We start from the raw sequence: 18,040 nt of genomic DNA on the forward strand, positions 1-18,040 counted from the left end.
GACATGCATCTTATTTAGTAGAAAAAGCACGAACATCTTCGTGCTTTTTCTATTTTTGAGCTGCAGGTTCCTTAGCTTCTACCCGCTTTTTAGGGGGAACTTCTACTCGTTCATTTCCCATTAAAAAGACAGTAATGATAGCTACTGCAATTGGAATAAGAGCAAGCATAAATGCATACGTGATCGATGTAGACATAGCATCAACAATCTTATCTAATATTTGAGGCGGAATGCTGTTTCTTGCACTTGATTGAAAAACTGCACTCGGATCTCCTATTTGAGAAAATGCTCCTTGTGATCCATTTCCCATACCTTGAAAATTGCGCTGCAGCTCATTTGTAAATGTATTGCTTTGAATCGTTCCAAAAATCGTAACTCCCAGCGTCATTCCTAAAGAACGTGCAAATGAGTTCGTTGAGTTGGCAGAACCTCTAAACTGTGGATCCAGCTTATGCGTTGACGAAGTTGGTAAAAGAGAAAAGCTAAATCCTACGCCAAACCCAGTCAAAATCATGAATACCGTTAGCATCCAACGAGGTGTATCAGGTTCCATTGTTCCTAATAAAAACATTCCTACTGCAAATGAAAAAACGGACATAATCATTAAGTTTCGAAAGCTTGTTTTTGTGAGAAAAATCCCGCCGATAGCACTTCCTGCTACCGAGCCTAACATCATAGGAGTTAAAATTAAACCTGCATTTGTAGCAGAACCTCCATAAACAGCTTGAACGAAAATAGGAATAAATACCGTTAAAATAATAAACGTTGCTCCGTATAAGAAAGCGAGAATTTGTGATGTTGCAAATAAACGGCGCTTGAACATCCAAAATGAAATAATCGGCTCTTGCGCGCGTTTTTCCACAAAAAAGAAGAGTGATAGCGCCACAGCAAAGATAGCAAAAAGAGATAAAATTTGCGGAGAAGACCAATCGTACTCTTTCCCTCCAAGTTCAAGAGCAAACATTAAACTAACTACTGAAATTACAAGAGTGGCTGCACCAGCCCAGTCAATTTTTTGTTTTTTATGACTTTTTGATTCTTTATAAAAGCGCACAATAAAAAATAACGATAAAAGTCCAATCGGCACGTTCACATAAAACACCCAGTGCCAGCTGATGTATTCCGTAATGTATGCACCAAGAAGCGGACCAAATACGCTTGCTGAGCCAAAAACGGCACCTAATAATCCCGTCATTTTCCCGCGTTTTTCAGGAGGGAAAATATCAAATACAATAGTAAAAGCAATCGGAAGAAGCGCTCCTCCTCCAATTCCTTGAATCGCCCGGTAAATACTTAGCTGCACAATGCTTTGCGCTAGGCCACACAATGCAGATCCAAGTAAAAATACCGTCAATCCAAAAATAAAAAACCGTTTACGGCCGTACATATCAGACAGTTTACCAAATATCGGCATACCTGCCATCACGGCAACCATATAGGCGGACGTAACCCAAACAAACTTATCTAACCCACCTAGATCAGAAATGATTTTCCCCATAGCCGTCGCTACGATGGTATTATCCATGGCTGACATAAAAATACCGAGCAGCAATCCTGCTACGATAAAACGAATATTTTTTTCTGATGAAACCATTTCAGTTCCTCCTTTCACGTCATCTTTTTGATGAACAGAAATGATAGCTACTTAAATTATTATATTCAAATTTGAGTATTTTACAATCTTAAATGTGCTTTTTTTAGAAATAAACATAAGAAAAGCGTAATGGGTCCATTACGCTTTTACTGTGAGCTGAGGCTCTAATTCAATCTCAACATTTCCTTGAATGGCTCTTGAAATCATACAGGATGTTTCTGCTTTTTTTATAAGTCGATTGATTTTTTCTTCTTGAGCCGCAAATTCAGATGTGATGATAACATGAGGTTTATGAATAATTTTTTCGTATGTGAATACACCATTCGTCACGTCCACAATAGCTTCTGATTCCATCGTTAAAGCCTCCTGACGGATTCCGCTTCTTTCGAATATCGCTGCAAGCGTGATGATATAGCACGTGGCTGCTGCCCCTAGCAGCATTTCATCCGGATTTGTTCCCACTCCTGGCCCGTCCATTTCTGGTGGAATGGAAATTTTTGTTTTTAATTGTCCTGATTCAATTGTACCTACTTCATTTCGGCCTCCTGGCCAATTTGCTTGCAAATGAAAGTGATGTTTTGCCATAGTTTATCCTTCTTCCTTCTATATAATGATGTGTACCTAGCGTACCCTTTTTATGTATAAAATAAAAATGTTCTGCTTGTCACAGCAAAAAGACTGCTAAACGGTGCAGTCTTTGTTTTTTCTTAACTTAAAGGTACTTTCTTTTCGCTTTCAACGAAAGCTTTGATTAATGAAGGCAGCCAGTCCTGCAGGTTTGTAAATGAATATCCCCAAAAGCTAGCCTTTTCATTACTCATCGTCCAAGAATGATCTACTCCGTAAGGAGAACTATTTTCATCTGTTAAACGAGAGGTTGTTTTTGCTGTTTTATTCGCTGCTTGTTCAATATATGAAAATAAATTTTTGAGTGAAATAGTACCATTTGAACAAGCGTTAATCGGCCCTTTTAGCTTCTGTTCTGCACACCAGACTAAAAATTCACCGGCTTCTTCCTGTGAAATGAAGTTCATTTCTGCTTCAATAGCCGGTACACCAATTTCTTCTTCATGCATAATTTTTTCTACGTGAAAACGTAAGCGATCCGTATAATCATCTTTTCCCATTACAATTGGAAAACGGACAGACGTTACCGAAAACGGTGCTTTTTGAAAAAATACCGCTTCAGCTTGGCGTTTTCCTTCTTGGTAGGAAATATTTTCACGGCGTGTATAGGAAATAGGATACTTGTATGGATCAAAATCTTCTTCATAACACGTTTTTTCTAAAGAACCGTATACTGAAAGAGTCGAGGTGAGTACATAATGACTCGTACTATGACGAAAAGCTTCAACAGCCACAGCTGCGCCGTGTGAAGAATAGCATATTTGATCGAAGATAACATCCCATTTTCTTCCTCGTGTTGTTTCGATTACAGAATCTTTTTCTACACGATCAAGAAAAATCCGTTCAACTCGGTCGCCGAAATCATCTGGGGTTTTACCTCGCGTTGCTAACGTAACCTTAACTCCTTTAGAGAGCAATGTCTGGACTAAATTTTTTCCAAAAAAACGAGTTCCACCTAACACAAGTGCTGTTTTCATCTTTTTCTCCACCTTTCGTATTTGATATGGATAACCATACCATTATTATCCAACTTTTTTGTTCATAAAGCTATGAATCTTTCCGCTTATTTTTTTATATTCCCACCTATTTTTTCGCCACTGTCGTGTTAAGATGTACATATCTAACAAAAAGGAGCGACAGTGATGAATCCTTCTCCACTTCCCCTTAACGAACGCCTTGTTGTTCTTGATATTATTCGGGGTATTGCTTTGCTAGGCATTTTCTTAGTAAATATCCCTGCTTTTGCTTATCCGATATTTATTTTTCAAATGTACGATATTCCTTATGAATATAAAGGAATCGATGCTTATATTGATTTATTCCTGCTGCTGTTTGTTCAAGGAAAGTTTTTTACGATTTTTTCTTTTTTATTTGGACTTGGATGCGGAATCTTTTTGCGTAGAGCTGAAGAAAAGCATTACTTTGCCGCTGCTTTATGGTCAAGAAGAATGGCTTCTTTGCTATTAATCGGGCTTTTTCATCTTGTCTTTTTCTGGTATGGAGACATTTTGCATGTGTATGCTATTGGCGGTTTTTTATTGTTGTTTTTTTATAATCAAAAAACCAAGACGATTTTGCTGTGGGCAATAGGCCTGCTATGCTTTTTTTATCTTTTGGCTTGCATGCAGTTTTTTATTCCAGCCCACGTCTTGCAGGAGGCTCAGTTGGAGTATAAGATTTTACATGAACATGCCTTAGTCCAATATTTATCCACCTACAGGCAAGCAGACTATTTATCTTGGCTGTTTTATCGTTTGAATGTTGAAGTGGTACCTATGCTATTAAATCTACCGTTTTCTATCTTTCCCGTATTTTCTATGTTTTTATTTGGCTTATATACTGCTAAAAAAGAATTAGTACATAGTATCGAACAAAATCGTTCTTTTTTTAAGAAAATTCAGTTAATAACAGGTGCAGCAGGTTTTACTTTAACTATCATTCTCGCTATTTTAAAACTAGAAATTTTAAAATATGGACTCTATCAGCAGGCGGCCATTCACCTTTTTACAAGTTTGAGCGGCATTTTTCTATGTTTTTTTTATCTTACCACCTTACTGTTATTCCTGCAATTTTCTCCTTACGCTTCAGTGCTGGGTCTTTTTAAGTATAGTGGAACAATGGCATTAACAACTTACCTTAGCCAAACTTTAATTTGCCTGTGGATGGTTAGAGTCTTTGGTTTATACGGAACTCTTACCTTAACAGAAAGCACGATTATTTGTCTCATTATATATACACTCCAGCTTTTTTTTAATAAGTGGTGGCTTTATTATTTCTATTACGGTCCGTGTGAATGGTTATGGCGGAGCTTTACATACCGATCTTTCCCGCCTCTCAGACGGAATAGAAAAGCTTCAGCTTAACAGCAAATCGGCCTTCAAATTTGAAAGCCGATTTGTCTCCTTTACTGCAAAGGAGGTATGGTTATTCGTTTAATTCCATTTGCCTCAAACTCTCGTATATACTCCATTTCTCGATGAAAAATTCGCATAAAAACTTCATTTTTTATTTCTTTAATGGGTCCTATTTGTTCTATCACATCTCGTTTAGCCATGCGATAGGCTAGCGCTTCCCAAAACACTTCGTTATCGTATTCTCCAATAATATCTTGAAGAGAATCTTCATGTTCTTCTGTAAACATAACCTCACTGTTTAGCGTGTGAAAAGGTCCTTTTTCAAGGAAAGGCTCTGCATGAGAAAACATTTGTTTTTCTACATCCGTATATTCTTGTGCATGCTCATCTTCTACTCCAGAACATGCTGTGACCATCCAGTTACCTAAATAAATTAAATCAAGCAGTTGAAAAAAGTGCGTTTCAGATAGTTGAAGTTCAATTTCGTTTTTTACAGGGGCTTTTGACATAAGCGTGGATCTCTCCTTTAATTTTGAGGGTAGTTGCTACTAAATAAAATAGCTAAAAGGGTTAGTATGCAGGCTAGCAGGAAAACTGAAGAAATGACTTCACCTCTTTTCTGTAGTGTAAAAATAGAGGTACTGACATCCAAAGAAGTGAATACGAAGGGTGTAAACTTATCATAATCGAAATAAAGACAAGATACAAGACTTTTTTACTAAATTTTCTGACTATTTTCGTCATAAATACCTATTTTTGTTTTGTTTATACTAGAAAGGCCCGAAAATTGCGTGCGGAGCTGCTCAAAATAAAAAAGCGCTGAACCAGGCGCTTTAACGGTGTAAAAAAATAGATAAACCAATAAAAAAAGCAGCTAAAATAAAATCAAAAATCCATTGCCACTTCTCACGTTTTAACAATACGTGCTCTACCCCTGATAACAGCGAACTTATACTAACCAAAACAAAAATAAAGCTTAATTGGTTAAACGAAAATTTAGTGACAAAATTTGATACAAGTATGACTGCTACGGTGATGAACAGTGCCATTTGACTTATAAGTACCCATTTAATTCTCTGTTTATATCCGTCTTTTAAAGCTTGTAATAAATCGTTGCTGATCACTCTCGCTAAACCCCTTTTTATTCCTATCGTTAAAAGTAAGAACGCAGCAAAAACGTTTCTCTGCATCTTAACTACTTAGCAAAACTAGCTATTAAATTGAAACATAAATATCAACTTGACTGTACTCAGGATCAATACAGCGTTCATCATATAATTCAAAATCTATTTTATAGGCACGATGATTTTTTTTAGCCCACTCCCGAATATAAGCCCAAGCCTCTACGACTACCTGTCTAGCTGGCCCAACAGCTGTTGTAAACACCATGTATTCACCTTCTGGAATGATGAACTCTCTCATATCATCTTTCAGTTCGCCGCCGGGTAAAACTTCATATCCGAGAGCAAATGTAAAATCCATTTTTTGATCATATTCAAATTCTGTATAAAGAGCAAATGTATTACCATTTACTTTATTGGCAATTTTATTAGCTAACTGTTGTTTATAAAAAGTCTGCCAGTGCTCGGGAATAAGACCTGTGCCCGTTTCTTCCACAGGTTCATCTGTTCGAATAGGCACTCCTACAACAGTAAATTCATTTACCTTGACTACTTTTTGACTTACAACTAAGTCAGTCAACATATTGAGCCCCCTTAATTCTTCTTTTTCTGTAGTTACAATGAGGGAAATACTTCTTAATATGCATTTTATTTGTATTCAAAGAAAACGTCAACCTTTTATACAAATCCCTTAACGAAGGGGCTGAAGATCATTCTTCTAAACTATAAAAAAACGATTCTATTTTCTTTGTACACATCATACGTATAAGATACCCCTAATTTACAATAGAGTGAGGTAAAAAAATGAAGATCATTGAACTTGCCGAATTCATTAAAACAAGTAAAAAAACAACTAAACTTGCTCTTTCCTCTTCTACAGTACAGTATACATTAGAAACAGATGATTTGAAAATTGAATTAAAAACAGGCGGCACGAATAAGCGAATCGTGTTTTTTCGCATCTTCTTAAAAGGAACATACGAGGATTGGATTTGTTATCACCGGAACGAACATCATATTTACGAATTGTATCAAAATATTTCTTTATCCCCTCAACGGCAAAGGCAGCTTTTGTACGCTATTGCATCATAAAAAGAGCTGGCTTAGTTAGCCAGCTCTTTTTATTTATGCTGTAGCTTTGTAAATGAATGTTTGTGCGGCTTTACATGTAATTTTCCCTTTGTCCATTGAATTCCTCTATATAAATAGTACGAGCACCAAAAAACTGCTGGAACGATGAGTACGTAGGCAACGACACTATTCGTAAAGAAAGAAGAATCTATAGAACGAAGCAATCGATAGGTCTCATTTAATATACATATATGCACTACATAAATGCCAACTGAATTTTTCCCAACCTTTGAAAAAAATGAGTTTTTGCCAAGACTTGGACTGCTCAATACGAATAAAAACAATGATGCCGATAAAAAAATCGTAGAAATAAAGTAGTCTCCGGGCTTGCTGTGCTGGATATTAACCAACCAGTAACGCTCGACGATCTCTAACGCTGAAAACACAAAAAAGCTGGCTAAATAAATTGTTGGCCTTGCGTTTAATACTGACAGAATTTTCTTACCATAAAGGGCAAACATAGCTCCTAATACTGTATAGAACAAACCAAAGAACAGGGCATCTCTCGTTTGAAAAGAAAGTGGAAAAAATAAAGAATAAGACTGCCCAAATAACCCAGTTACATATAATACGGTGCTGATAAACATTAATAAGCCAATCTTTTTCCATCGTTGAAATAAGAAAACGATGACCACAGCCCAAATTAATGCAATCAAGTACCAAAGCTGAAATCCGCTTGTGTCACTTCCATAATAAAAAATATCTTTGAATGTGATGGATGATGTTAAATAATCAGCTACTGCACCTTTTCGTTCTGCTAATGTTCCGTGGTTCTGAAATAAGCGCAGAACTACACCAAACAATAAATAAAAGATGAACCAACATGCATAAAGTTTTGAAATATTCCACGTGTATTTTTTTAAGTATGCAGAAGGCTTTGGATGCTTTTGGATTTTATTCATAAACAAATAACCTGATACAATAAAGAAAAAAGGAACCGCGAATCGTGCAAATGTGTCAACAATGACATCTAGCACATTTTCCTGGTTCCCTAAAAAGAAATCGTCATGTGATGGATTAACATGAATACAAACCACAAACACTGTAGCAAAAAACTTAATAAAATCAATTGAATAATTACGTTCCATCTTGTTGTCAGCTCCTTAAAATAAACTCGAGCTCTATTTTAGCATAATTATCCAAACAGGAAAGATATTTTGGTAAAATTAACCTTATAGTCATGGAAAAAATTTCTTAACTTCCAATATTCTAGTCTTGTTTACTTGTATGATGTCTTTCAATATTCCAAATAAATGATTCTAAAGAACTACAAAATAAAAAAACAGATTACGCGTAACCTGTTTTTTAAATTAACATCTTCCATGCAAACTTATTATCTTGTTTAATATCGACTTCTTTTTCATGCAAAGCCTGCACATGCTGTTTAATCTGTTTTAGAAACAGCATTACTTCCCCGCTTGACACGGCAGCTGAGTTGAGAGATAACGAATGTTTTTTAGCAATTTTTAATTCCTCGGTTTCCACTGAGATACTCACGTGGCGAAATAAGTGCCAAGGGTAGTAAACTGTTTTAAAAGATTTTGAGAAATAAATTCCTTTAGAACAAACGGTAATCCCCTCGGTTTTTTGAAGAGGATATGTATTTAAATGAGCTACAATTTTTTCTTTAGCAGGTAAGTAGAGCCTGTTTCGCATCTCTTTTTCAACTTCTTCACATAGCTGTCCTTCTACCGACAACACATCTTTTGGATCAGGGGTTTGATGAATTTGAAAAGACGAACAAATAGAAGTTAATTCTTTTGAGGATACACACGGATATATATAGTCTTGACACATATATTCATGGGAATGAGTGCGAATAAATTTCTTGATTTTTTTTAATAGAGATACTAGCTTTCTAGCTGAGTAATCGTTTTGATTGACTTGAAATTTCTCCACGTCATTAAAACAAATCATTTCTTCTTTTCGAATGGTAATGGATTGAATGTTAGCGAACTCTTCCCATAACATTTTTCCTTTTTTCATCCCTCTGCTTTTCCAGTAAATCCCCTTATTTGTAAAGCAAATTCCCCTTTTATCTAGGCCTGCTATAAAAGAGCTGTGTAAATACGCGATAATTTTTTCTTGAGGCTGAAACTGAAAGTATTTGCTAGCCATTTTTTTGTAGAAACTAGGTATTTGCAGTACATAAAATTGACTTTCTCTATAGATTAAGCATAAGTCAGTCAAATAATTAGTTTTCAGCGTCGCCACGCTCTCACTTCCTTTTTGAGTGTAAATAACCGTACCCATTTTTTTCTATTACTTTATAAACGTTTTTTAATGAAAAAAGTTTCAACTTTTTTTGTTTTTTATAAAAAAGCTTTAAATTGAATCATTTCTTTCATCTAGGGGGTTGCCTAATTACTCACTTATTCAATAATCTTATTTTAAACGTTCCCTACCTAATTAAGAAACTAAACCAGATAATAGCAATGCTTACCTGCTTTATCCAAATCATCCCTTGTGAACAAAAACAAACCGCAGCGTTAAAACGCGATGCGGTTTGTTTTTTTAAGCTAAATAAGCTTCTTTTATTTTTTCATTATGAATTAATTCCGATCCTTTCCCTTGCAGAATAATTTCTCCCGTTTGAATCACATAGCCTCGGTGTGCGATTTGCAGTGCTTGATAAGCGTTTTGTTCAACGAGTAAAATGGTCATTCCGCTTTTATTTAATTCCATAATGATTTCAAATATTTGTTCTACAATGATAGGAGCAAGCCCCATAGAAGGTTCATCTAGCATAAGCATAGAAGGGTTCATCATAAGCGTTCGCCCAATGGCTAGTACATGGAACAAAAAGCATGTCACCCTACGAAAACATGCTTTGCACCTATTTAACCTAAAAAAGAGGCTGGGACATAACGAAATGAATCCAATCTAAAGGCTAACAAATGAGATACATGAGCTGAACTGCTTGTGACACCGCCATTGATTTCTGCGCAAGACTTCGCTTTCCGCGGGCAGTCGCTGATCCTCCTCGTCGCTTGCGCTCCTGTGGGGTCTCGTCTGTTCCGCTTTTCCTACAGGAGTCTTCGCCTTTCTTTCCAATCAGCTGCTAGAAGGAACGAAACAGATGTATGTTTAACATAACAAAGAAAACGAACCGTTAATCAAACATGTTGACTAACGGTTCGTTTTTCACTTTGGCTAACATACTTTTGTCCAAGCCTCTTTTATGTGACCCTTTGTTTTCTACTTCTCCCCGACTTTAACTATTATTTCGTAATGCCTGTGATCCCTCTTCCCCTGTTCGGATCTTAATCGCATTTTTTAATTCATAGATAAATATTTTCCCATCTCCAGGCTGACCTGTATTTAGTACTTTTCTTGCTTTATCAACAACGTCAGATACCGGAACTTCGCACACCACAATTTCTACTTTAATTCGTGCGTGCATGTTGTCTTGTTTTTTAACGCCTCTATAAAGCTCTGTAATACCTTTTTGCAACCCGCACCCCAGTGCATCCGTAACTGTAATACCGCTAACGCCGATTTTCGCCAGTTCTTGCTTAAGCTCTTCAAACTTTGAAGGGCGTGTAATAATTTCAATTTTCGTTAAAACATCACTCACTGTGCCCACCCCTTTTACATATTCGATTCGTGATACGCTCTTTCACCGTGCAGCGTAATATCAAGCCCAAGTGTTTCTTCTTCTTGTGTCGCACGCAGAGATACGATTAAACCAACCACTTTAACGATAATGAAGGTAGCAATACCGACAAATAGGTATGTTGCTACGATAGCAACCAGCTGTTTCCAAAGTAGACTTGGGTCTCCGTAGAATAAACCATTCGCACCGGCGTCATTTACAGAAGTTGTGGCAAATAAACCTGTTGCAATACCTCCCCATGTTCCCCCAATACCGTGAAGACCAAATGCATCTAACGCATCGTCGTAACCGATTTTCTTTTTAAGTGAGAAGATACCCCAGAAACAAACTGCACCGCCGATAAAACCAATTATAATAGAGGCAAACGGTGTAACGAATCCACAAGCTGGTGTAATAGCTACAAGTCCAGCAATCGCTCCCGAAACGGCTCCAAGCAGCGTAGGTTTTTTATTGATAATCCACTCTACTACAAGCCAGCCGATAATTCCTGTTGCTGCCGCTGTATTCGTGTTAATAAAAGCCGTCATTGCAACGCTGTTAATAGTTAAAGAACTTCCAACGTTAAAACCAAACCAACCGAACCAAATCAGCATTCCGCCTAAAAGAGTTAACGGTAAATTGTGAGGTGCTGCGGCATCGGCATTTTTTCGTTTTCCAACAACAAGAGCTAGAATTAATCCTGCTACACCTGACGAAATGTGAACGACGTTTCCTCCGGCAAAGTCAATAGCTCCTAGTTCACGAAGCCATCCGCCAACTCCCCAAACCCAGTGTGCAACTGGTGCATATACAAATAATGACCATAGGATAGCAAATAAGATAAATGCTGAAAACTTCATGCGCTCTGCAAAAGCCCCAGAGATAATAGCTACTGTTAGTACAGCAAATGTCAGCTGAAACATCATAAACATATTATGCGGGATCGTAGCACTGTAGTCCCCGTTTGGAGTGAACCCGACTCCTTTTAATCCCACCCAGTCCAAGTTACCAATAAAAGCATTGCCACCGGTCGAAAAAGCTAACGAATAGCCTGCTACTATCCAAAGAACGGATATAACAGCTAAGGAACCTACGCTATACATCGCGGTACTTAACATGTTTTTACTTCGAACCATGCCCCCGTAAAACAATGCAATAGCTGGTGTCATAATCCAAACCAATAATGCTGAAAAAAACATAAATACTGAATCGCCCATTTGCATGATGATTTCCCCCTTAAGTACGAATAAATAACCCCTGAATTTAATGTTAGATTATATAACATATTTTGTTATGTTTACTATCATATTTGATTTATATGTATTTAGCAACTACTTTTTGCAAATTTATTCAGAAAACTTTTGTTTTTTATACTGTTTTCTTTTTCTTATGTATTCTTCCACGTACACATAAGCTGAACTATTTTTTATTTGTGTTAGAGTTTCTGACATAAAAAAATCCTCTTCTTGAAGTAGAAGAGGATTTTTCTTTACAAATACATATATACACCAGGCCCCAGAGGAATACCGAATACAGCAAAAATAATCAACATAACAATCCAAATCCCTAAAAAAGCTAGAGTATAAGGAAGCATAAGTGAAATAATTGTGCCAAGTCCTGCCTTAGGCTCGTATTCTTTCATAAAGGCTAAAATAACAATCATATATGGATTTAAAGGAGTGATTACATTCGTGGAAGAATCCGCTATTCGGTATGCCGCTTGAATAAATCCAGGGTTGTAGCCTAACAGCATGAACAATGGAATAAAAATAGGTGCTTCTAGTGCCCATTGAGCGGAGCCGCTAAAAATAAGAAGGCTTAGAACAACAGTTAAAAATACAAAACCAACCACAACTGGAAGTCCAGTTAGATTTAGTGCTTTTAATGCATCCGCTCCTTCTACTGCAATCCACGTTCCAATATTAGTCCAATTAAAGTAAGCGATAAATTGAGCAGCTGCAAAAATAAGGACAATATAGCTAGCCATATCTTTCATCGACTCAGTCATATAAGCAGGTACATCTCTAGAACTTTTGATTTTTCCTACTGTTATTCCGTAAACAGAGCCAACTACCACAAAAAACAGCAGCGTGATCGGAATGATACCATCTAAAAAAGGAGATGGAACAATTCCACCGTCTTCATTTCGTAGAGGAGAGTTGGGCCAAAATAAGAAAACAGCTAGTACAGCGACATAAATACATGTAGCAACGATACTGTTTTTTAACCCTTTTACTTCTGCCTCACTAATTTCACCAAAATCATTGCGTTTTTTTCCTTTATAATTGCCCAGCCTAGGTTCTACAATCTTTTCGGTGACGATCGCCCCTATAACGGTCAAAACAAATACAGAAGCCGCCATGAAATACCAGTTTGCTGCAGGACTGACAGCAGCGCTTGGGTCAATTGTTTTAGCAGCTTCAGTAGAAATGCCTGATAACAATCCGTCGGTTCCGGATATAATAAGATTCGCTGTAAAGCCTGATCCCACCCCAGCAAATCCTGCTGCTAATCCAGCAAGCGGGTGCCTTCCTACTGTATAAAAAATCATTGCGGCAAGCGGAGGCACGATGACAAAAGCAGCATCTGCCGCTAAGTTGGCCATAATTCCTGTAAAAATGATGGCGTATGTAATAAGAGCTTTTGGAGCATTTAAAATCGTTTTCTTTATGGCCACTTCAAGCAGACCTACTTTTTCTGCAAGTCCGACTCCAAGCATCATAGCAAGTACAAGTCCTAGGGGCTTAAATTCAGTGAAATTGGTCAGCATCGATGTTAAGATATACTGAATGCCTTCGTGCGACAACAAACTTTTAATTGGAAGAGTCTTATTAGTACCGGGATGGACCACCGTTACTCCCATACTATGAATAGCAACAGATGCTACTACGATAATAAGCGCTAGACATACAAACAAAATAAAAGGATCAGGTAGTTTGTTTCCGATTGCTTCTACCCTTCCTAATAGTTTGTCTAGAAAGGTTGTTGGGTGTGATTTTTGCTCCGTCTGCAAATTAGGTTGTGCCATACTTTCGCTCCTTTTTCGTTTAGATTCTTTTTAGATTTTTCCTTTTAATTACCAAAAAGACTATTAGTACATAATAATCTGAATATTTATATTATTCAAGTATTATTTTCGAGGAATTTTTATTTATCTATTAAAACTAATAGCATTTAGATAAATAGAAAGGCAGAAGATATCTTTTTAATCGACAATCAAAAATAACAAAAAGCTCTCCGTTTGAAGAGAGCTTTTTGTTATTTCGCTATACTAGACGGAGCGGACTCTTTTCCTGACTCATTAACAGCTGTTACATAGTAACGAGCTTGAGATGCGTCGGAGTCAGCAAAGCTTTTTCGCTCAAATTCCGAAACGCTGCCAATATGGACAAATGTTCCGCCTGGATTCTTTTTATAAATGCGGTAGCCGATAATATTACCTTCTCGTACCGCGTACCACGTAAGCAAATTACCGCTCATCTTTACATGTGTAGGAGGTTGTGGTGCATTTGCTTCACGCTCCAATTCTTTTGCTTGGTCAGCTTTTAGTTCTGTATAGACAACTAACCTCTCTTGATGGGTTCCTTCCGCACGGTCAAACGTGCCTGTGCACGTAATTAAATTTAAATTACGTTTGTTGCTGTACCCAAAAATTTCGTTTAGAGGTGCCTTATCTCGCGGATAGCTTTTTATACGTTTAACAACAAAAGTAAGCGTGGTCCCCTGTGCATCTCTGACGGTAATTTCATCGTCTTTTTTTAAGTTTTTTAGGTTGTAAAAGACGGCAGGTCCGGTTTTACTGTCTACGTGTCCTGCTAATACAGCATTTCCTTTTACGCCAGGTTTAGCTCCTGGTTCAAACCAAGCAACTCCATTTTCTGTAGATGGAGCTGCCATTTCACCGCTGTCTAATACTCCTACTTGTTCAATTGAAGCCTCCACATGAACAGCAGGAATGGACACTTTTTCAGGGATGATTCCTTTAAATTCTTTGTTTAACTGTTTGGCTTCTGTTTTATGCTTTTTTAGTACAGCAAATTCTTCTTCAAGCGTTACCCGGCTTTTTAGATCCTTTGATTGTGCTTCTTTTTCTTTTTGTTTAGCTGCAGCCTGTTGCTTTGTTTCTTTTGCTTCTACCATTTGTTCTTTAAAATATAGTCCCCCGCTAACAAGGATGACTAAACTTAATATACAGTAGGCGAGAACAATCGCTTTTTTCACATCGTCACCTCATTTCACAGCTGTTTATAAAAAAGAAGAGAGAACAACCTCTCTTCTTTTTTTCAGGACTCTTGACTTGTAAATCATAAGGAAAAGGAGAAGAATATTATTTGCTTACTGGTTTCTTGCGTAAAATCACTCCAGCTGTTAACACAGCTAACGAACCTAGTGCAATATAGATCGCTGTTAGTGGGTTCATCGTTGATTCAGATGCCCCGCCCATACCTGTTTTCGGCATATCTGTTGGCATAGCTGTTTCAGCAAACTTATCGGGGTTTTGTTTTACGATTGCTTCACCTAAAGCTTGGCCAACACCAAACATTAATTTATACCCTTCGCGATACGTATCATAACTTCCAGCGTAGTCACCGGATGCATATTGTTCAAATGTTTTAATAACCGTATCCTCGTGTGCTTTTATAGCTGCCTGTGCGTCTGCAGTTGGAAGGTTTCCATCTGTTGCTGTTCCTAAGAATGTACCAAATTCTTGCGCGAATTTATGGAGCTTATCTTTTGCAGCTTTTTCTCCTGCTTCATCGCCTTTTACTTGTGCACTTACTAATTCAGCTTGGGCATTGATGTGATCTCCTTGCCAAATTTTTTCGAATTGTGCAGCTCCTTCATCGCCATATACTGAGCCGATTGCAGCTTTAAAATCTGCTGTGTTGGCATTTTCTAACCAGCTAACATAGTCGTAATCTTTTGAACCGTTAAACCCTTTTTCCATTCCCATTGTTGCTAGAGCAAAATGTTCTGCTGCTAAGCTGTTTAATGAAGAACGTAAATCTGCTGCTGGTGTATCCACTTTTGTATTGTCGAATTTATCGGGCATCTGCGTTACAATTGCATTTGATAACGCTTTACTAATTGCGAACATTTGCTGATATCCTTCGCGGTATGTCTTCGCGGCTGCCTCATAGTCACCTTCTACATAATCTTCAAACGTTTCTTTTACTTGATCTTCGTGAACGCGAAGCGCTTCTTTTGCTGCATCTTCAGGTAGTTTACCTTCCGTAGCAGTGCTTAGAAATTTAGCAAATTCATTCACGAATTGATCTACTTCTTTATCTACTTCCGCCATGGCTTCTTTGTCGTTTTCTTTTGTTGCTTTTACAAAATCATCTGTGTAATTGTTGTGTTCTCTGAAAATTCGTTCAAACTCAGCCGCTCCTTTATCACCATAGATAGAAGCAATAGCTGGCTCCATGTCGACGGCATTTTGATCCAATGCTTTGAACGCAGCGTCAGCATCTTTAGAACCGTCATAGGCTGTTGTCATAGCGGCAACGGCAAGCGTAAAGTGTTCAGATAATAGGTAGTCTAAGTTCGCTCGTAGATCTGAAGCTTTTGTTACTGCCGTTGGTTTTGCTTCCTCTGCATTTGCAATAGTCGGCATCAATAGTGAAGCTCCTAGTACAGGGATCATTAATTTTTTACTTAATTTCATCATTTTCCACTCTCCTCATTTTTAGTTGATGTACGCCACTTTTTTCATTCTTACTACATCTTAAACCATTAAATAGATTGAACATTTTGAATATTATATATATTAAACTTTCATGTTCCCTCACATTTAATGATCCTTTTTAGGAAGTATTCTCTTTCTATTTACTAAACGATCGCTGAGTGACGTTGGATCACTCTTTTAAAAATTTTTTAAAAATGTCATTTTCGTGAAGAATGCCTTCCCTTTCTACTTACCTAACGAACGCCTTCTTCAGCTAGATCACTTTTTTTAAAAAATTTTTAACCGCCTTTTCTTAAGAAGTACTTCCTTTTCTACTTACCTAACGAACACCTTATTCATTTGGATCACTTTTTGAATAAATATTTTAAATTTAACAGAAAAAGAAATTGAGACATAACAAGATAAATTCAATTTAAAGACGAACAAATGGGATAAATGAGTTAGTATGAATCACTTTTAACACCGCTGTTGATTTCCGTTCAAGACTTCGCTTTCTGCAGGCAGCCGCTGAGCCTTCTCGTCGTTTGCGCCCCGCGGAGTTTTCCTGCAGGAGTCTTCGCCTTTCCCTCCAATCATCAGCTAGAAAGCACTATATATATGAAACCTGCGCAATAAAAAAATCCGAACGAGTTGGATTCTTTATCAAGAATCTCCATTCATCGTTCGGATTTTCTTTCACCTAAACTACTTTTGTCTGAGCCTCTTTTTATCTTTACTTATTTAAAAAATTCCACATCACGTCGTTTACGTCGTGAGGCTTTTCATGCTGAGGGGCATGAGATGCTTCAGCTAATCGGTGAACAGATATGTTTGGTACATATTCTTCAATACCATCTAAGTTTTCAGGCATAAAAGTAGGATCTTGATTTCCCCAAATAATTTGTACCGGGATGTGTAACACTTCTTCTTCTAACGGAAACAAAGATTTTCTTTGAAGGTCTTCTTCTGTGAAAATCTTTAAGTTGCGGTAATAACTTAGCATGGACAGCACAGAGCCATTTTCCCAAGAGTTCATGTATGCTTGAACATCATCAGCTGTTAGATATCCTTTTTTTACACCTGGGTCAATCACAAGCTTACGCAAACCTGAGAAATTATCTCGTTCCATATAGTCCTGTGCTTCTTGTTTTTGAAACCATTTCATATATTCACTTGCTTTTTGCTGATTTTTATTTGTTCTAAGCTCACGCATAAATGTATAAGGGTGCGGACCGTTAAAAGCAATTAATTTTTGTACATATTCAGGGTAGCGATAAGCAAATGTCCAGCCGATCCCTGCTCCCCAGTCGTGTACAACTAGCGTGCAGGAGCTATATCCTAAACCTTCAATCACTTGGCGAATATCTTCTACTAATACATCAATTTCGTATGATTCTAGTCCGCTTGGCTTTTCAGATAGATTATATCCTCTTAAATCCAAAGCAACTGTATGAAAATCATTAGAAAATTCATCTATCTGGTGTCGCCAAATATGCGAAAAGTCAGGAAACCCATGAAGAAATAGCATAAGATCTCCTTGTCCCTTGCTTATGTAGTGCAAATTAACGCCATTTACGTTTATATACTGTTTACTCATTGTTCATTTCCTCCTTTATAAGTAGTTGTAGAGCAGTATAACGCTGCAAAAAATGAACGTCAATTCATTTGCCTCGTTTACTTCTTTTTAGTTCCTTTTATGAATATAGTTAATTATTTAGAGTGGATCTTTTTGAAGGAGTGATTAACAATGGCTCATATCTATTCAAAGGGCTGGTTTGTTCAGCAGTTAAAAGCGGCCAATATCTCTAAAATCGATGGAAGAAAGCTAGAAAGTTATAAAACCTACATTCTTCGTAATTTATATGCTGAGCTTATAGAACAAGGTAAAATCAACGGCTAAAAGAGGTTGAGACATAACGAAATGAATCCCATCTAAAGATGAACAAATGG

The 18,040-nt window shown here is 37.2% G+C and carries 17 protein-coding genes and 1 pseudogene; 3 read left to right on the forward strand and 15 right to left on the reverse strand.

The genetic code is table 11. The features are described 5' to 3' along the window. Positions 1–49: 49 nt before the first annotated feature. The 3 genes from AC0KUU_RS17975 to AC0KUU_RS17985 form a co-directional block, all read right to left on the reverse strand. Entirely contained in the window at positions 50–1,594 is a 1,545-nt protein-coding gene (locus AC0KUU_RS17975; RefSeq protein ID WP_043981557.1) for an MDR family MFS transporter, read from the reverse strand. Between the two features lie 138 nt (positions 1,595–1,732). Beyond that, entirely contained in the window at positions 1,733–2,179 is a 447-nt protein-coding gene (locus AC0KUU_RS17980) for an OsmC family protein (RefSeq protein WP_043981556.1), read from the reverse strand. 122 nt (positions 2,180–2,301) lie between these two features. After that, entirely contained in the window at positions 2,302–3,198 is an 897-nt protein-coding gene (locus AC0KUU_RS17985; RefSeq protein ID WP_043981555.1) for an NAD-dependent epimerase/dehydratase family protein, read from the reverse strand. A 165-nt stretch (positions 3,199–3,363) separates the two neighbouring features. On the opposite strand from AC0KUU_RS17985, the gene AC0KUU_RS17990 reads away from it, so the two are divergent. After that, positions 3,364–4,584 carry a DUF418 domain-containing protein gene (locus tag AC0KUU_RS17990; protein WP_280559864.1) on the forward strand — a complete coding sequence of 407 codons (1,221 nt, stop codon included), beginning with the start codon at positions 3,364–3,366 and terminating at the stop codon, positions 4,582–4,584. 41 nt (positions 4,585–4,625) lie between these two features. Here AC0KUU_RS17990 and AC0KUU_RS17995 read toward each other — a convergent pair whose 3' ends face one another. The 3 genes from AC0KUU_RS17995 to AC0KUU_RS18005 form a co-directional block, all read right to left on the reverse strand. Further along, entirely contained in the window at positions 4,626–5,084 is a 459-nt protein-coding gene (locus AC0KUU_RS17995; protein ID WP_322552201.1) for a hypothetical protein, read from the reverse strand. 324 nt (positions 5,085–5,408) lie between these two features. Further along, the gene (locus AC0KUU_RS18000; RefSeq protein WP_013057601.1) at positions 5,409–5,699 is read right to left on the reverse strand and encodes a hypothetical protein; all 291 of its coding nucleotides are present in this window, start codon (positions 5,697–5,699) and stop codon (positions 5,409–5,411) included. Positions 5,700–5,790: 91 nt separating this feature from the next. Next, positions 5,791–6,279 carry a GyrI-like domain-containing protein gene (locus tag AC0KUU_RS18005; RefSeq protein WP_013083710.1) on the reverse strand — a complete coding sequence of 163 codons (489 nt, stop codon included), beginning with the start codon at positions 6,277–6,279 and terminating at the stop codon, positions 5,791–5,793. Positions 6,280–6,500: 221 nt separating this feature from the next. Between AC0KUU_RS18005 and AC0KUU_RS18010 the strand changes: the two genes are divergently transcribed. After that, on the forward strand, positions 6,501–6,788 hold the full coding sequence (locus AC0KUU_RS18010; protein ID WP_043981552.1) for a hypothetical protein: 288 nt from the start codon (positions 6,501–6,503) through the stop codon (positions 6,786–6,788). 29 nt (positions 6,789–6,817) lie between these two features. Here AC0KUU_RS18010 and AC0KUU_RS18015 read toward each other — a convergent pair whose 3' ends face one another. From AC0KUU_RS18015 to AC0KUU_RS18055, 9 genes and pseudogenes are all read right to left on the reverse strand, one after another. After that, positions 6,818–7,915 (reverse strand): acyltransferase, encoded by a 1,098-nt coding sequence (locus tag AC0KUU_RS18015; RefSeq protein WP_043981551.1) that lies wholly within the window; start codon positions 7,913–7,915, stop codon positions 6,818–6,820. 217 nt (positions 7,916–8,132) lie between these two features. After that, a complete protein-coding gene (locus tag AC0KUU_RS18020) occupies positions 8,133–9,041 on the reverse strand; it encodes a hypothetical protein (RefSeq protein ID WP_025751257.1) in 909 nt (302 codons plus the stop codon). 300 nt (positions 9,042–9,341) lie between these two features. Beyond that, positions 9,342–9,620 (reverse strand): annotated as a pseudogene (locus AC0KUU_RS18025) (ATP-binding cassette domain-containing protein); the annotation flags it as partial. A gap of 421 nt (positions 9,621–10,041) precedes the next feature. Then, on the reverse strand, positions 10,042–10,404 hold the full coding sequence (locus AC0KUU_RS18030; RefSeq protein WP_013057611.1) for a P-II family nitrogen regulator: 363 nt from the start codon (positions 10,402–10,404) through the stop codon (positions 10,042–10,044). Between the two features lie 14 nt (positions 10,405–10,418). Next, positions 10,419–11,645, reverse strand: coding sequence for an ammonium transporter (locus tag AC0KUU_RS18035; protein ID WP_043981550.1), 1,227 nt, complete (start codon positions 11,643–11,645; stop codon positions 10,419–10,421). A gap of 266 nt (positions 11,646–11,911) precedes the next feature. Then, a complete protein-coding gene (locus AC0KUU_RS18040) occupies positions 11,912–13,450 on the reverse strand; it encodes an AbgT family transporter (protein WP_322552202.1) in 1,539 nt (512 codons plus the stop codon). A 230-nt stretch (positions 13,451–13,680) separates the two neighbouring features. Continuing rightward, a complete protein-coding gene (locus AC0KUU_RS18045; RefSeq protein ID WP_162214494.1) occupies positions 13,681–14,643 on the reverse strand; it encodes a sortase domain-containing protein in 963 nt (320 codons plus the stop codon). 106 nt (positions 14,644–14,749) lie between these two features. Beyond that, positions 14,750–16,093 (reverse strand): hypothetical protein, encoded by a 1,344-nt coding sequence (locus tag AC0KUU_RS18050; protein ID WP_014459522.1) that lies wholly within the window; start codon positions 16,091–16,093, stop codon positions 14,750–14,752. Between the two features lie 730 nt (positions 16,094–16,823). Next, positions 16,824–17,687 (reverse strand): alpha/beta fold hydrolase, encoded by an 864-nt coding sequence (locus AC0KUU_RS18055; protein WP_237074446.1) that lies wholly within the window; start codon positions 17,685–17,687, stop codon positions 16,824–16,826. A gap of 150 nt (positions 17,688–17,837) precedes the next feature. Here AC0KUU_RS18055 and AC0KUU_RS18060 point away from each other — a divergent pair, with 150 nt between their 5' ends. Continuing rightward, the gene (locus AC0KUU_RS18060; RefSeq protein ID WP_013057618.1) at positions 17,838–17,990 is read left to right on the forward strand and encodes a YflJ family protein; all 153 of its coding nucleotides are present in this window, start codon (positions 17,838–17,840) and stop codon (positions 17,988–17,990) included. Positions 17,991–18,040 lie beyond the last annotated feature (50 nt).

The organism is Priestia sp. ST2 (assembly GCF_055810735.1).

Excerpts from the sequence above, each read along its gene's own strand:
- AC0KUU_RS17975 (WP_043981557.1), bottom strand. The coding sequence starts at position 1,594 with ATGGTTTCATCAGAAAAAAATATTCGTTTTATCGTAGCAGGATTGCTG.
- AC0KUU_RS17980 (WP_043981556.1), bottom strand. The coding sequence starts at position 2,179 with ATGGCAAAACATCACTTTCATTTGCAAGCAAATTGGCCAGGAGGCCGA.
- AC0KUU_RS17985 (WP_043981555.1), bottom strand. The coding sequence starts at position 3,198 with ATGAAAACAGCACTTGTGTTAGGTGGAACTCGTTTTTTTGGAAAAAAT.
- AC0KUU_RS17990 (WP_280559864.1), top strand. The coding sequence starts at position 3,364 with ATGAATCCTTCTCCACTTCCCCTTAACGAACGCCTTGTTGTTCTTGAT.
- AC0KUU_RS17995 (WP_322552201.1), bottom strand. The coding sequence starts at position 5,084 with ATGTCAAAAGCCCCTGTAAAAAACGAAATTGAACTTCAACTATCTGAA.
- AC0KUU_RS18005 (WP_013083710.1), bottom strand. The coding sequence starts at position 6,279 with ATGTTGACTGACTTAGTTGTAAGTCAAAAAGTAGTCAAGGTAAATGAA.
- AC0KUU_RS18010 (WP_043981552.1), top strand. The coding sequence starts at position 6,501 with ATGAAGATCATTGAACTTGCCGAATTCATTAAAACAAGTAAAAAAACA.
- AC0KUU_RS18015 (WP_043981551.1), bottom strand. The coding sequence starts at position 7,915 with ATGGAACGTAATTATTCAATTGATTTTATTAAGTTTTTTGCTACAGTG.
- AC0KUU_RS18035 (WP_043981550.1), bottom strand. The coding sequence starts at position 11,645 with ATGCAAATGGGCGATTCAGTATTTATGTTTTTTTCAGCATTATTGGTT.
- AC0KUU_RS18040 (WP_322552202.1), bottom strand. The coding sequence starts at position 13,450 with ATGGCACAACCTAATTTGCAGACGGAGCAAAAATCACACCCAACAACC.
- AC0KUU_RS18050 (WP_014459522.1), bottom strand. The coding sequence starts at position 16,093 with ATGATGAAATTAAGTAAAAAATTAATGATCCCTGTACTAGGAGCTTCA.
- AC0KUU_RS18055 (WP_237074446.1), bottom strand. The coding sequence starts at position 17,687 with ATGAGTAAACAGTATATAAACGTAAATGGCGTTAATTTGCACTACATA.
- AC0KUU_RS18060 (WP_013057618.1), top strand. The coding sequence starts at position 17,838 with ATGGCTCATATCTATTCAAAGGGCTGGTTTGTTCAGCAGTTAAAAGCG.